This is a genomic window from Saliniramus sp., assembly GCF_035311605.1.
Lineage (GTDB): Bacteria > Pseudomonadota > Alphaproteobacteria > Rhizobiales > Beijerinckiaceae > Saliniramus.
Genome location: NZ_DATGCW010000293.1, coordinates 1 through 14,603, shown reverse-complemented (window position 1 = coordinate 14,603; position 14,603 = coordinate 1). Strand labels below are relative to the sequence as shown.

Genomic DNA, 14,603 nt, shown 5'->3' with positions numbered 1-14,603 from the left:
TATTATCAGGTGATGCAGCGCAACGGGCGGCGCTGGAGCGCGTATCGCGCCTGGCTCGAACCCGCCATGCGCCGGCCCAATCTCACCCTGCGCACCGACTGCACCGCCACACGCCTGACATTGGCCGATGGCCGCGCACAGGGCATCCGCTACCGTCGCGCCGGCATCGAGGAACACGCGCAGGCGCGCAGGGAGGTCATCCTCACCGCCGGCGCGATCCAGAGCCCGCATCTGATGGAGCTCTCCGGCATCGGCGATCCGCAGGTGCTCGCGCAGGCGGGCCTGCCGGTGTGCCATGCCCTGCCGGGGGTGGGGGCGAATTACCAGGACCACTACGCCACCCGCATGAACTGGCGCGTCACGCAGCCGGTCACCCTCAACGAGCAGACCCGTGGCTGGCGCCTCCTGCGGGCCGTCGCGCAGTATCTGCTGACCCGGCGCGGCATCCTCACCCTCGCCACGGGCATGGCCCACGGTTTCGTGCGCACCCGCCCCGAGCTGGAAACGCCGGACGTCCAATATTTCTTCGTACATGCGAGCTATGCGAACGCCGCCGACCGGGTGCTCGACAAGCGTCCTGGCATGACCATCGGCGTCACCCAGCTGCGGCCCCGTTCGCGTGGCCATATCCATGCCGTGAGCCCCGACCCGCTGACGCCGCCGCGGATCAGCCCGCGCTTTCTCACCGACGATGTCGATTGCGAGACCTTCGCGGCGGGCATGCGCATGGCCCGCGAGATCATGGCGCAGGCCCCGATGCGGGCTTATCTGGGTGAGGAGATGAATCCCGGCCCCGATTGCAGCAAGGATGCGGATCTCATCGCCTTCGCCCGCGCGACCGGACAGACAATCTATCACCCGGTCGGCACCTGCGCCATGGGCGAGGGCCCCGGCGCCGTGGTCGATCCGCGCCTGCGGGTGCACGGATTGGCCGGATTGCGCATCGCCGATGCGGCGGTGATGCCGCATCTCGTCTCCGCCAATACGCAGGCGGCGGTGATGATGATCGCGGAGAAAGCCGCCGACATGATTCTCGCGGATGCGCGCAGCGGCTGAAGCGGGGCAACCCGTCATATTGTGCCGGGTCACAAAATCTTGACTTGGCCTGCGCTTACGGTCAGTGTCCGCGCCCGCACGCCTCGCCTTCCGCGCGGCGGCTTTGATGGTCTATCAGCGGAACCGCATGCGTACTTATCTGGATTTCGAAAAGCCCGTTGCCGAGCTCGAGGGCAAGGTCGAGGAACTGCGTCGGATGGGCGAGGCCGACGATGCGGTGGCGATCTCCGACGACGTCACGCGCCTCGAGGACAAGGCCTCGCAGGCGCTCCTGGAGATCTATGCCGCGCTCACGCCCTGGCAGAAGACGCAGGTCGCGCGCCATCCCCAGCGCCCGCATTTCCGCGATTTCTGCGAGGGGCTGATCAGCGATTTCACGCCGCTGGCCGGTGACCGCAAGTTCGGCGAGGACGAAGCCGTGATGGGCGGCTTCGGGCGGTTTCGCGGTGAAGCGGTCTGCGTGATCGGTCAGGAGAAGGGCTCGGACACGCAGGCGCGCATCCGCCACAATTTCGGCATGGCCCGGCCCGAGGGCTACCGCAAGGCCGTGCGGCTGATGGAACTCGCCGACCGTTTCGGCCTGCCGGTACTGAGTTTCGTCGATACGGCGGGCGCCTATCCGGGCATCGAGGCGGAAGAGCGCGGCCAGGCCGAGGCGATCGCCCGCTCCACCGAGGCCTGTCTCGGCCTCGGAACACCCAGCGTCGCCCTGGTGATCGGCGAAGGCGGCTCCGGCGGCGCCATCGCCATCGCCACCGCCAGCAAGGTGCTGATGCTCGAACACGCCATCTACAGCGTGATCTCGCCGGAAGGCGCGGCCTCGATCCTGTGGCGTGATTCGGCGCGCGCCCAGGATGCGGCGACCAACATGAAGATCACGGCGCAGGACCTGCTCAAGCTCGGCGTGATCGACCGCATCGTCAAGGAGCCGATCGGCGGCGCCCATCGTGACCCGCAGGCGGTGATCGAATCCGCCGGCGATGCGATCGCCGCTGCCCTGTCCGATCTGGCTGGCAAGGATCCAGATGCCCTGCGCGCCCACCGTGCCGACAAGTTCCTCGCCATCGGGCGCAATCTCTGAGCGCGCCGTGCCGGGGCGCCCAGGCACGCCCCGCAGCGTCGGATGCTAGGCTGATCAAGCATTTGTTAACCACGTTTACCCGTACTACCCCCCTCTTGCCCCCTTGCGGTAACGCTTCGCTAACGGTAACGATCATACTCAGATGGGTCACCGTCGTAAGAGGTCGCGTCCGTTAGGGTCGAAATGACAGACCGGCGGGCGTGGCGGATACGGGGGTGGAAACGCATTATGGAGCGGGGACCCCATGTTGAAGCGTTTGATGCTCGTCGCCGGCATCACGATCGCCCTCGGCGCCTGCAGCGCCGATCGTACGGTTTCGTCGAACCGGCACCTCCAGCCCATCCCGTCGGAGACGGTGGCGCTGATGCAGCGCAACGGCATGGCGCCAGACGACCCGATCATGATGCGCATCTTCAAGAAGGAAGCCGAGCTCGAGATCTGGAAGGAAGGTCCCGACGGGCGCTACGCGCATCTCAAGACCTACCCGATCTGCCGCTGGTCCGGCCAGCTCGGCCCCAAGCAGCGCGAGGGTGACCGGCAGGCGCCGGAAGGATTCTATACGGTCACGCCGGATCTGATGAATCCGAATTCGGCCTATTACCTCTCCTTCAATCTGGGCTACCCCAACCGTTTCGACCGCGAGCACGGGCGCACCGGAAAGCACCTGATGGTGCACGGCTCTTGCACCTCGGCCGGCTGCTTCGCCATGACCGATGAAACCGTGGCCGAGATCTACGCCATCGCCCGCGAGGCCTTTGCCGGGGGTCAGCGCGGTTTCCAGGTCCAGTCGTTTCCTTTCCGGATGACACCGAAGAACCTGGCGCAAAAGCGTTATGACGAGAACATCGCCTTCTGGCACAATCTCAAGGAAGGGCACGATCATTTCAAGGTTACGCAGAGCCCGCCGCAGGTCGAGGTCTGCAACGGACGCTATTCCTTCAATACGCAGGGATGCGCGCCGACGGACGAGCGCGTCACCCAGGCCGTGGCCGAGCGCCGTAACCGTGACGAGGCGCGTATCGCGCAATTGATCGAGCGCGGCACGCCCGCCGTGCGTCTCGTCTATCAGGATGGCGCCAGCCACCCGTCGTTCCAGGATCAGGCCGTGGCCTTCGCCAGCGCCACTGATGCATCACAGCTTTCGCGTCGTGCACAGCGCCTCGGCCAGGTCTCGCGCCCGGATGCGATCGCCGCCGGCCCGCGGACCATTCCCGTCGGGTCGGACGGCCAGCCGCTTGAATCATCCACAGCGACGGCCTTTGCGCATAGACAGACCCCCGCACCGAGCGCCCCGTCCGCCGCGCGCTCCGCCGAGGCGGGTGACGGTGGTGTCACCAGCGTGACTCGCGAGGATGCGGCGCCGACCCGGCCGCTGCATCAGCGTCTGTTCGGCAACCTGTTTTCGCGTGACCGTCTGTCAGGCGAAGAACAGACACAGCCGGAGGCGGCGGAAACTCCGACGCCGCCGCAACGGGGCGCCCACATGCTCAACGGCGCGCAGCCGCTGACGCCTCATGGCGATGCCCGTTACACATCATTCCGCTGAGTGCGCGAGTCGCCACTGATTCGCGCGCGCCGATTACTGGTTGCCAGAAATCGTCAACCCTTCCCCTGACAGGCATCGTCCCCGTCGGGGACGGCGCAGCCTTTGCCGGAAGCACGCCTTATGGTCAACGGGGTATTAATTTTAACAATCAATGAATGAGATTTTAACCTCTTGTTTACCCTAACGCGAAAGACTCACCTCACGATGACGGAGAAAGCCGGATCGGCCACGCGGTCGAATCAGCTGATACCGGATCGGGGTCCGGCGCGAAGGGGCGGCGCCGGAACCGGGTGAACAATCTGTCCCACCGTTCGAGAGCGCAGCGATGCGGCACAACGTCCAGAGCAATACCCCCTGGTATCTGGAGGGACTTGATCCCGATACACGCGATGCTGCTCGTGAAGCGGCGCGCCGCTCGGGCATGAGCCTCGACGAATGGCTCCAGGCGACGATCTCCGACCGCGCCACCCGCGCTTTCAGCGAACGGGGCCATCCGGAGCGCGGCTATGCCGAACGCGGCTACACCGAACGGAGTTATCCGGAGCGCGGTTATGCCGAGCGCGAACCGGCGGAGCCCGCACCCACGGTTCGCCGGCGCGCCGCTCCCGCCCGCAGCCAGGCGCCTCAGGGTTACGGCTCGGCTTATGACGAGCTCGACGCCATTGCCGCACGCATCAACAAGGCGACGCGCCAACGCGGCCAGGCTCCCGCCGGCCAGCGCGCGGAAGGGCGTTCCCCCGAGGGACGTGCCGAGGGGCGCGCAGAGGGACGTACCGACGGACGCGGCGCCCAGCACGGCGGCATTGACGCCATCGTCAGTGCCGTGGCCGGAGAGACCGAGCGCCGCAGCCGCGAATCCAATGCTCGCACCGCCGAGGCGCTCGATTCCGTGGTGCGCTGGATCGAGCGCAACGAAGACCGCATGAACGAGAGCACGCGCACGCTCTCGGAGAGCACACGCATGGCGCTCGAGCGCCAGGACCATACCGCGAACGTGCTCGGTGAAGCGCTGGCCATGATGACCAAGCGCCTCGACGATATCGAACACAAGGTCGTGGACGGCCAGCAGCCCTCCATCAGCGCCGCCTTGCAGGCCGTGGAGAAGGTCGAGGCGCATCTGGCCCGGCTCAGCGAGAGCCAGGCCCAGACCAGGACCGAGATCGAGGCGGCCCGCGCGGCCCAGGCGGAACAGACCCGCCGCGACGCGGATCGCGGCAATGCAGCCGAACAGGCCGCACAGGAAGCCGAGCGCCGCGCCCAGGAGGAAGCGCAGGCCCTGCTCGGACGCCAGCAGGAGACCATCGAGAACGCCCTGCGCTCCTTCGAGGATCGCATCGCCGCGATCACGGAAAAGCTCGCCGAAACCAACTCGCGCAGTCAGGAGGCGCAGGCGCGCCATCCCGCGCGTGGTGAGAGCACCGACAAATCCGCGCGCGAACGTCCCCGTTCCGGCCTCGCTGCGGAACTCCAGAGCGCGGTGGCCGAAATCCGCGCCCGCCAGAGCGCGCTTGATGCCGAGGACCAGAATACCAGCCGGCGCAATACGGAGGAGATGCTCTCCACCCTGCGCGGTGACGTGGCCCGCCTCGGCGCCCAGTTGCAGGCGGTGAACGAGACCGGAAGCCGCGAGGGCGAGCAAAGCCGGCGTGCCGTTGCCGATATCGGCAAGGACGTTCGCAGTGATCTCGATGCTCTGTCGCAGAAGCTCGAAGGCCTCGCGCGCAACGACGAACTCGCCGATCTCGAGGAATCCCTGTCCGAACTGACCCGCGAGGCCATCCGCGCCGCCGATGCCGGTCGCGACAAGGAACTCGCGCGTATCAACGGACTGATCGAGCGCGTGCAGACCGAGATCGCAGGCATTGCCGAGGTCACCGCCGAAGGCGTCCATGCGAGGATCGCCGAGGATTACCGCAAGCTCTCGGCCCAGATCGAGACGCTGGGCAGTTCCGATCGTGAACTCGCCGCGACGCTCACCCGTGAACTGGAAGCCATGCGCAGCCTCTACGGCCAGCTCGCCGATCCGAGCCGTGTCGACGAGCTGAACGCGCAGCTGCGGGAATTGTCACATCGGGTCGGCCATATGGCGCGAGGCCAGATCGACGCGGTGGAATTCGCCACCCTGCGCAGCGCCGTCGACGACATTCGCGGCGCGGTCAAGGCGTCGCGGGCGACGCAGGCCGATGCCGATCAGATCCGCGAGCAGTTCGGCAACCTGTCCGGCAAGCTCGACACGCTCTCCGAGCGGATGCCGCAGGCCGACCTCTCCCTGCTCGGGCGTCAATACGAGGATCTGGCCGGGCGGATTTCGCAAATCGCTTCCAATGACAGCCGCGCGGAGCTCACGTCACTCGGCGAGCGGGTCGAGAGCATGGCCGGACGGCTCGAGGAGCTCGCGGGACGGCTGAGTGGCCCGCAGGCCGAGGCAATGGCGCGCGAGGTCGCGGCAATGTCGACCGACCTGCAGAACCTGCCCCAGGCCGGCAGTGCGGAACTCGGCGTGCTGGTCCGGCAGTTCGAAAGCCTCAACACCAAGATCGACGAGCTCGCCGCCCGCCCGGCGAATACCGATCTCAGCCCCGTGGCGCGCCAGATCGAAGCACTCGAGCGCAAGCTGGATGAGACCTGGCAGGCCCGCAATACCGCCCCGGAAGTACCGGCGGAAGTGCTCGCCCGGCTGGACGAGCTCGCCGCCCGGATCGATCGTATCGGCAACAGCGAACGTCCGGATTTCGAGCGCGAGTTCAAGCAGCTGCAGAGCAATCTCGAAGCGGCCATGGCCTCGTCGAGCGCCCGGCCCCCGGTCGGTTTCGAGGCGCTGATGGAGCGCATGGACCAGATCGACGAGAATCTGCGCGCCGTCGACCTGCGCAGTGAAGTCCGACCGCTGGAGGAGATGCTCTATCAGCTCGCCGCCCGGCTCGATGCAGCCGAGCAGCCCAATGCCGGCCTCGAGGCAATCGACGCCCTCGAAGCGCAGATCTCCGAGATCGCGAAGCGCCTTGAGAGCGAACGCGATGCCGGCGCCGAGCCGAGCCCGCTCGACAAGGCGATGGACGATCTGATGCAGCAGATCGAGAGCATGCGTGAAGGCGCCGTCGAGGCGGCGGAACGCGCGGCCAAAGCCGCCATTGCCGATACGTTGGAAGCCTTGCCGAAGGGCGATTCGCATGGCGAAATCGACTTCCTCAGCAGGTCGCTGGCCGATCTGAAGGATCTCCAGAATGCTGCGGAACAGCGCAGCATGGACACGCTCGGCAGCGTCCAGGGCACGCTGGACAAGCTGGTCGAGCGGCTGACACTTCTGGAAAGCAAGGCACGCGCGCCGCAACCCGCCGCGCGCGGCAAGGTCGCGGATCAGGGCAGGATCGCCCAACCTGCAAAGGCCCAACCCGTCAAGGCTGAACCCGCCAAGACCGAACCCGCCAAGGCCGCAGAAGCAGCGCAGGCTGCGGAGCATGCCGACGCGCCGCGCGGACCGATGACGCCGGCCCAGCTTCTCGACCAGCTGAAGGCGCAACGCGGCGCCCCGGCCCAGGCCGCGCAGGCGAATGGCAAGCAGGCAAACGGCCTGAAGCCCTCTGATGCCGCTCAGATCAAGGCGAGTCCCGTCATTGCGGGTGAGGTCAGTGCCCATTTCCGGACGGACGGCTTCGACGATGCCGATCGCCCCTTCGCCACGGTCGGCTCGCTCGGCGAGGACACCCTGATCGAGCCCGGTGCCGGGCGCCCCGGTCAGGCGCCCGCAAAATCCGGCGCGCAGGATGCGGAGACGGAATCGGCAGAGATCAAGGCGAACTTCATCGCCGCCGCGCGGCGCGCCGCTCAGAATGCCGCAGCGGAAGCCGCCGCCGCGACCCGCAAGGACCCCCCCCGGGATGTGCGCGACAAGGCACGCGGCGTCGCCGGTGACGGCAAACTGTCGGCGTCGAAGCCGGGCACCGCGCGGACTGCGGGCACCAAGGCGGCCGAGAAAGCCGGCGCTGGATCGCGCCGCCGCCCGCTGCTGATGGCGGCTGCGGCGGTGGTTCTCGCAGCCGGTGCCTTCCAGATCGCCCCGCATCTGATGCAAGGCGACGAGCGCAATCGGATCGCGGAAGTCGCACAGGATGATACCGACGCGATTCTGGCCGATATCGCGGATGCGCGGACCACGCAAACCGGGAACGCGCGCCCCGACGACGCGCTCCCCGAAGCCGCCCCCGCACTGGAGACGGCGAATGCGGGCATCATCACCGCGGAAACGGATGCGCAACCGGGCGAAACCGCCTCGATCGATCCCGGGTCGCCGGCAAACGAGAGCTTTGATCCCGGCGCCCTGCCGAGCATCGTCGGTATGGAAACCCTGCTCAATGGTGGCAATGCGGCGCGCAGCGCCGATGGATCGATCCCGGTTCTGCCGCCGCGCCGGGATGTCGGGCAGGTCGCTTCAGGACAAGCCGATTCGGAAAATCAGGCAGGCTGGGTGCTCGCACCGGAAAGCGAGCTCTATCCCAACATCGTCTCGGCCGACGAGATCCCCTCGGGGCGCGGTCCGGCGGATATCCGCGACGCCATGCTGGCCGGCGACGTGGCCGCAGTCTACGCTTTCGCCAATCTGGCGGTAGACGGCAGCGGCATGACGCGCGATCCCGCGCTCGCGGCCAGATTGTTCGAGCGCGCCGCAGCGCACGGTCTGGTGCCGGCGCAGTACCGGATCGGCAATCTCTACGAGAAGGGGATCGGCGTGAGCCGCGACTACGCGCTGGCCAGCCTCTGGTATCAGCGGGCGGCGGAGAACGGCAATGCCCGCGCCATGCACAATCTGGCTGTCCTGATGGCCGAGGGCGTGCAGGGCAGTCCGGATTTCGCCGGGGCGCTCGACTGGTTCCGCAAGGCCTCGGAACTGGGCATCCGCGACAGCCAGTACAACCTCGCCGTTCTCAAGGCGCGCGGCATGGGGACCGAGCAGGATCTGGCGGGTTCCTACAAATGGTTCGCCATCGCCGCCCGGGAGGGCGATTCGGATGCGGCGGAAAAACGTGACGAAGTCGCCGCAAGGCTCGATGCCCGTGAACTGGCCATGGCCGAAGCCGAGGTCGAGGTCTGGCGCGCCCGAGAGCCGGATCCGGCAGCGAATAACGTGGCGATGCCGATGCGCATGCCGGGGCCGCAATCGTCCCGCCAGGCCCTGGTGATCGATCCCGCAAGCTGAAGCGGGCGTCACATCACTGCCATATGGTGGTGAAAAAGCACATGTGCACCGGTGCGGGGCTTGATTCCCGTGCCGGTTCGTCGCGTATGGTGGCGATAAAGGTACCGCGCCCGTGCAGATCTATCTTCCCATCGCCGAAATGTCGGTCAGTGTCTTCCTCCTTCTGGGGCTGGGCGCGGCGGTGGGATTCATATCGGGCCTGTTCGGTATCGGCGGCGGCTTCCTGATGACGCCGTTGCTGATCTTTCTGGGCATCCCGCCGGCCATCGCCGTGGCCAGCCAGATGGCCCAGATCGTGGCCTCCTCCACGACGAGTGGCCTCGCCGCCTTCCGGCGCAAGGCACTCGATATCAAGCTCGCCTCGTTGCTGACCGTGGGCGGGCTGGTCGGGACCGGGCTGGGCATCTGGTTCTTCGCCGCCGCCCGTGCCGCCGGCCAGCTCGATATCGTCATCGTGGTCTCCTACGTGACCTTGTTCTCGGTGGTCGGCGGGCTGATGCTGGTGGAGAGCCTCAAGGAATTCTGGTCGAGCCGCAGGGGCAAGGTGCGCTCGCGCAGGCGGGCCGGGGAGCATCCCGCCTATCTCGGCCTGCCGCTGCGCATGCGCTTCCACCGTTCGCAGCTCTATGCCAGCGTGATCCCGCTTCTCGGGGTCGCCTTCTTTGTCGGATTCGCCGGCGCGGTGCTGGGTATCGGCGGCGGTTTCATCATGGTGCCGGCCCTGCTCTATCTCTTCCGCGTGCCGACATCCATGGTGGTGGGTACATCCCAGTTCCAGATCCTGTGGGCGAGCACGGCCGCCCTTCTGCTGCATGCCATCGCCAACCAGGCCGTCGATGCCGTGCTCGCCTTCATCCTGATCATCGGCGGTGTGTTCGGCGCGCAATTCGGCGCCCGCGCCAGCCGGCATCTGCGGGCCGATATGTTCCGCTTCCTGCTGGCCCTGCTGATCCTCGGCGTCGGCCTGCGCTTCGCCATCGAACTGGTGCTGCGCCCGACCGAGCTGTTCTCGATCGCGAATGGAGGCTAGAGCGGATGCATCTTGATCGCCCCGCCGCCGTCCGCACCGGCGCCGCCGCGCGTCTTCTATATGCTCTGGCTGCTGCCCTGGCAGCCTTCATCGCGCTGGCGGCGGCGGATACCGCCCGCGCCGAGGGGCTGGTGATCTCCCTGTCCAACCATCAGGTGATGATCACCTCGAACTATACCGGCTCGCAAATCACCCTGTTTGGTGCCGTGCAGCGTGACGAACAGACCATCGCCCGCACCACCGGTTACGATGCCGCCGTGATCGTGCGCGGGCCGCGCGTCGATGCGGTGACGGTGCGCCGCAAGGAGCGGCTCGGGCCGATCTGGATCAATCGCACGCAACAGACCTTCGCGGACATCCCGCGCTACCTCGCCATCCTTTCCTCGCGGCCGCTCGATGAACTGACGAGTGAACTCATGCGTATGCGCCTGCAGCTCGATCTGGATCCGACCATCGCCCCCCGCAGCGAATCCGGGGAGTCAGGAGCCCTGCTGCAACCGCGCGACGCGCCCCCCGAATATGCCGAGGCGCTGGTCCGCCTGCGCATGCAGGAGGGACAGTATTTCGAGATCGGACGCGGGGTGACTTTCATCACGCCGATGATTTTCCGCGCCGCGATTCCCCTGCCTGCCGGGGCGCCTCCGGGGAATTACGAGGTCGAGACACTGCTCTTCTCCGACGGGGTCCAGCTGTCGCGCGACATCACCAATTTCGAACTGGTCAAGACCGGCTTCGAGCAGCGCGTCGCGGTCTGGGCGGAGACGCGGGCCGCCGCCTACGGGCTTCTCACCGTGCTCATGGCGATGTTCTTCGGCTGGATTGCGAGCGTGATCTTCCGCAGGGACTGAGGGACGCCGCGCTATTTTCCGACCGCAGCACCGTTACGACACGCCTTTCCCCTTGCAAGCACGGCGGCAGGCGTTAAGTCTCGCCCGGGGGCCAGCGCACGGGGCGCATGATGACGGCCTTTTTCGGATCCGATCAAACCGCCGCGAAGAGATCATGACCACGAGCGCCAAGACCATCCCGCCCTTTCCCCGCATGCTCGGCCTCGCCGGGCTCGCCCCCTTCTGGCTGCTTGCGCTCGCGCTGGTCACCGGCATGGGGTTCGGTGCCGCTCCCGACAGCCTGCGCTTCGCCCTTGCCGCCTATGGCGCGGTGATCCTCTCCTTCACCGGCGGGATTCGCTGGGGCATCGCCGTGACGATGGAGGAGCAGGCGAATGCCGGGCGCGAATACGTGATCTCGGTGATCCCGGCGCTGCTGGCCTGGGGCGCGCTGCTGCTGCCGCCCTCCTGGCAGCTGGGCAGCCTCGCCGCACTGATCGTGATCGCGGGGCTGATCGATTACGGCATGGTCTGCCGCGAGAATGCACCGGAATGGTTCGGCAATCTGCGCCTGATCCTCGCCGGTGGGGCCGCCGCCGCCCTGATCCTCGCCGCATTGGCGGGGTGATACGGGGTTGATTCCCGCGCCCGGTCCTGCGAAGCCCTCCCGGTGATGACCGCCGCGAGGATGCATTCATGACCAAGCCGCTCTCCCTTTCCAAGGACAAGATCCGGATCCTGCTCCTGGAGAACGTCCATGATTCCGCCGTCACGCTGATCCGCAATGCCGGTTACGGCACGATCACGCATCTGCCCAAGGCGCTGGATGCGCAGGTTTTGCGTGAGGCGGTGGCCGGGGTGCATATTCTGGGGATCCGCTCGCGTACGCAGATCACGGAAGAGGTTCTGCAGGCCGCCGACAAGCTCATCGCCATCGGCTGTTTCAGCGTCGGCACCAACCAGGTCGATCTTGATGCCGCCACCCGGCGCGGCATACCCGTCTTCAACGCACCCTTTTCCAACACCCGTTCCGTGGCCGAACTGACGCTTGCGGAGATCGTCATGCTGATGCGGCGCACCGTCCCGCGTTCGATCAGCGCGCATGCCGGCGGCTGGGAGAAATCCGCCAATGACAGCCACGAGGTGCGCGGCAAGGTGCTCGGCATCGTCGGCTACGGCAATATCGGCAGCCAGCTCTCGACGCTGGCCGAGAGCTTCGGCATGAAGGTGATCTATTATGATCACACCGAACGCCTGCGCCACGGCAATACCGAGCCGGTCGATTCCCTCGACGCCCTGCTCGCCGAGGCCGATGTGGTCACCCTGCACGTACCCGAGACGCCGGCGACGCGGGACATGATCGGCGCGCGCGAATTGCGCCGCATGAAGCCGGGCGCCTTCCTGATCAACAACGCACGCGGCAGCATCATCGATCTCGACGCGCTCGCGCAAGTGTTGCGCGAGGGCCATCTGCGCGGCGCGGCGGTCGACGTGTTCCCCGTCGAACCCGGCTCGAATGCCGAGCCTTTTTGCAGCCCGCTGCAAGGGCTCGACAACGTCATCCTCACCCCGCATGTCGGCGGCTCCACGGCGGAGGCACAGGAGCGGATCGGCGCGGAAGTGGCGCGCAAGCTCGTGGATTACTCCGATATCGGCGCCACGATGGGGGCCGTGAACTTCCCCGAAGTACAGCTTCCCGTTCGCCCGCACGGGGCGCGTTTCATGCATGTGCACCGCAATACGCCCGGCATTCTTGCACGGATCATCGATATTTTCGCCGGCAAGGGCCTCAACATCGTCGGGCAATTCCTCCAGACGCAGGGCGAGCTCGGCTATGTGGTTGTCGAACTCGACGCCGTGCCCCCGGATACACGCGGGCTGCTCGCCGAATTGCGCGCGCTGGAGGCTACGATCCGCGCGCGCGTGCTGTATGTGCGCGATTGAGCAGCGCGCGGGGTGGCCCGAGGATTCCGCGTTAACCCTTGATTCACTTTATCGGGCCGGGACAGCGGCGCGCATTGCCTTCCGCGCCCCGTGAAGGCACCCTGAATCGATCACGCGTGATCGTGAGGAGTGTGATGATGCTGCGCGCTTTGCACGAAGCCCGGTTCCGGCAACATCGCGGCATGGTCCGCGCGGCGCGGCGTGCCTCATGGCTGGCGCTCTTGTCCGTCAAGTTCTTGGCCCTCGTGGCCGGCCTGATCGCGCTGCCGTCGCCGGCAAGAGCCGCGGCCTCCGATCCCGATCCCGTCGATGTGGCGCTGGTGCTCGCCGTCGACATCTCCTTCTCGATGACCATGCACGAACTCGCCCTGCAGCGTGACGGCTATGTCGAAGCCTTTCGCGATCCGCGCGTGCATGCCGCCATCGCCGCCGGACCGCATCGGCGCATCGCGGTGAGCTATCTGGAATGGGCCGGGGCCGCGACCCGGGAGGTGATCGCGCCGTGGCGGATCATCGACGGGCCGGACGATGCTGAAGCCTTTGCCGATTTCCTCGCCGAACAGCCCCTGCGCCGCACCCGCCGCACCTCGATCTCGGCGGCACTCGCCGAGGCGGCTTCGCTTTTCGAGACGCTGCCCGCAACACCCCTGCGCCGGGTGATCGACATGTCCGGCGACGGGCCGAACAATGAGGGACGCATCGTCACCATCGCGCGCAACGAGACGATTGATGCCGGCATCACCATCAACGGGTTGCCGATCATGCTCGCGCGCGGCGGGGCGCTCGATATCCCCGATCTCGACCATTATTACATCGATTGCGTCATCGGCGGCCCCGGCGCCTTCATCGTGCCCTTGCGCGCCCATGCGGAATTCGCCGATGCCATCCGGCGCAAACTCATCCTCGAAATCGCCGATCTCGCGCCGCCCCGCCCCCTGATCCACCGCGCCGGCGAGCGCCCGGGCGCGGATTGCCTGATCGGCGAACGGATGTTCCAGGATTGGCGCGAGCGCAATCAGATGCAGTGAGGGCACGCGTCAGGGTGCCGGCTGGAGACGCGGCAGGGCGGCGATCTCGGCACTCGCTTCGCGCTCGGCCACGGCGAGATCGTATTGGATTTGCAGATTGAGCCAGAACGGCGCGAAGGTGCCGAACCAGTGCCCCGGCCGCAATGCCGTATCCCCGCTCACGGCCCGCTTGCCGGCGATGATCTGGCTGATCCGGTTGGGCGGAACGGTGATCGCCCGCGCCAGCGTCGTCGGTGAGACCCCGGCTTCCGCGAGTTCCTCGCGCAGGATTGCGCCGGGCGGAGCTAGCCTGTCCAACATCTCGAAATCTCCCCACCTTTACGCGCCAGAGCTTACAGCAATGTCACAAAAAGACTATTTTTGCAACCTTGCATACACATCGCCTGAATTCGCGTGCACCGGGAGCGCATCGATCGCAGCCGTCAGCGCATCGGCATCACGCCATGTGCCAGTCAGCGTCTGGCTTTCGCCGAGGGCGAAATCGAAGGCGTAATCCCCCAGCCGCGCGAGCTGGGCGAGGCAGTCGCGCACGATCGCGCGTTGGATGGTGGTGAATTCGAAGGAGAGCGCCGGCAGCGGCTGGCTGAGCCCGGCGAGCACCGCGGCCTCGAACCCCTCCACGTCGATCTTGGCGAAAGCGGGCATGCCGTATTGCGCGATCAGGCTGTCGAGGCTGACCAGCGGGACCGTGATCGCGTGATCCCAGGATTGCCCCTCCCAACCCGGCGCGCCGGCGGCGGCCTCCAGAAATTCCGATGAGGCGGTGCTCACGGTGGGATTGGCGCTGTTGACATGCAGGGTGATCTCCCCCGGCTGCGGACCGGCTGCGGCCTGCAAAAGCGTCACACCCGCGTCGCGGCCATGGATCAGCCGAAGCGCCCGCATGGCGCCCGGCTG

11 protein-coding genes are annotated in these 14,603 nt (G+C 66.8%); 9 read left to right on the top strand and 2 right to left on the bottom strand.

All coding sequences use genetic code 11. The features are described from left to right. The 9 genes from VKP01_RS13125 to VKP01_RS13085 all read left to right on the top strand — a co-directional run. Nucleotides 1–1,056, top strand: a 1,056-nt coding sequence (locus VKP01_RS13125) for a GMC family oxidoreductase (RefSeq protein WP_324412995.1), incomplete at its 5' end; no start/stop codon positions are given. A gap of 127 nt (nucleotides 1,057–1,183) precedes the next feature. Next, nucleotides 1,184–2,137, top strand: coding sequence for an acetyl-CoA carboxylase carboxyltransferase subunit alpha (locus VKP01_RS13120; RefSeq protein ID WP_324412993.1), 954 nt, complete (start codon nucleotides 1,184–1,186; stop codon nucleotides 2,135–2,137). A 244-nt stretch (nucleotides 2,138–2,381) separates the two neighbouring features. Further along, a complete protein-coding gene (locus tag VKP01_RS13115; RefSeq protein ID WP_324412991.1) occupies nucleotides 2,382–3,683 on the top strand; it encodes a L,D-transpeptidase family protein in 1,302 nt (433 codons plus the stop codon). A 325-nt stretch (nucleotides 3,684–4,008) separates the two neighbouring features. Beyond that, nucleotides 4,009–8,877, top strand: a complete 4,869-nt coding sequence (locus VKP01_RS13110; RefSeq protein ID WP_324412989.1) for a hypothetical protein — start codon at nucleotides 4,009–4,011, stop codon at nucleotides 8,875–8,877. Nucleotides 8,878–8,989: 112 nt separating this feature from the next. After that, nucleotides 8,990–9,907: a sulfite exporter TauE/SafE family protein gene (locus tag VKP01_RS13105; RefSeq protein WP_324412987.1), complete on the top strand. Its 918-nt coding sequence runs from the start codon at nucleotides 8,990–8,992 to the stop codon at nucleotides 9,905–9,907. 5 nt (nucleotides 9,908–9,912) lie between these two features. Continuing rightward, nucleotides 9,913–10,755 (top strand): TIGR02186 family protein, encoded by an 843-nt coding sequence (locus VKP01_RS13100; protein WP_324412985.1) that lies wholly within the window; start codon nucleotides 9,913–9,915, stop codon nucleotides 10,753–10,755. 154 nt (nucleotides 10,756–10,909) lie between these two features. Next, the gene (locus VKP01_RS13095; protein WP_324412983.1) at nucleotides 10,910–11,362 is read left to right on the top strand and encodes a DUF3429 domain-containing protein; all 453 of its coding nucleotides are present in this window, start codon (nucleotides 10,910–10,912) and stop codon (nucleotides 11,360–11,362) included. A 68-nt stretch (nucleotides 11,363–11,430) separates the two neighbouring features. After that, entirely contained in the window at nucleotides 11,431–12,678 is a 1,248-nt protein-coding gene (gene serA, locus VKP01_RS13090; protein WP_324412981.1) for a phosphoglycerate dehydrogenase, read from the top strand. A 137-nt stretch (nucleotides 12,679–12,815) separates the two neighbouring features. Then, nucleotides 12,816–13,706 carry a DUF1194 domain-containing protein gene (locus VKP01_RS13085; RefSeq protein ID WP_324412979.1) on the top strand — a complete coding sequence of 297 codons (891 nt, stop codon included), beginning with the start codon at nucleotides 12,816–12,818 and terminating at the stop codon, nucleotides 13,704–13,706. Nucleotides 13,707–13,715: 9 nt separating this feature from the next. Here VKP01_RS13085 and VKP01_RS13080 read toward each other — a convergent pair whose 3' ends face one another. Beyond that, nucleotides 13,716–14,006: a HigA family addiction module antitoxin gene (locus VKP01_RS13080; RefSeq protein WP_324412977.1), complete on the bottom strand. Its 291-nt coding sequence runs from the start codon at nucleotides 14,004–14,006 to the stop codon at nucleotides 13,716–13,718. Nucleotides 14,007–14,060: 54 nt separating this feature from the next. Next, a partial coding sequence (locus tag VKP01_RS13075) for an FkbM family methyltransferase (RefSeq protein WP_324412975.1) occupies nucleotides 14,061–14,603 on the bottom strand: 543 nt, incomplete at its 5' end.

What these genes read in the sequence shown, in the direction of transcription:
- VKP01_RS13095 (WP_324412983.1), top strand. Translation starts at nt 10,910, where the DNA reads ATGACCACGAGCGCCAAGACCATCCCGCCCTTTCCCCGCATGCTCGGC.
- VKP01_RS13100 (WP_324412985.1), top strand. Translation starts at nt 9,913, where the DNA reads ATGCATCTTGATCGCCCCGCCGCCGTCCGCACCGGCGCCGCCGCGCGT.
- VKP01_RS13110 (WP_324412989.1), top strand. Translation starts at nt 4,009, where the DNA reads ATGCGGCACAACGTCCAGAGCAATACCCCCTGGTATCTGGAGGGACTT.
- serA (WP_324412981.1), top strand. Translation starts at nt 11,431, where the DNA reads ATGACCAAGCCGCTCTCCCTTTCCAAGGACAAGATCCGGATCCTGCTC.
- VKP01_RS13085 (WP_324412979.1), top strand. Translation starts at nt 12,816, where the DNA reads ATGCTGCGCGCTTTGCACGAAGCCCGGTTCCGGCAACATCGCGGCATG.
- VKP01_RS13115 (WP_324412991.1), top strand. Translation starts at nt 2,382, where the DNA reads ATGTTGAAGCGTTTGATGCTCGTCGCCGGCATCACGATCGCCCTCGGC.
- VKP01_RS13120 (WP_324412993.1), top strand. Translation starts at nt 1,184, where the DNA reads ATGCGTACTTATCTGGATTTCGAAAAGCCCGTTGCCGAGCTCGAGGGC.
- VKP01_RS13080 (WP_324412977.1), bottom strand. Translation starts at nt 14,006, where the DNA reads ATGTTGGACAGGCTAGCTCCGCCCGGCGCAATCCTGCGCGAGGAACTC.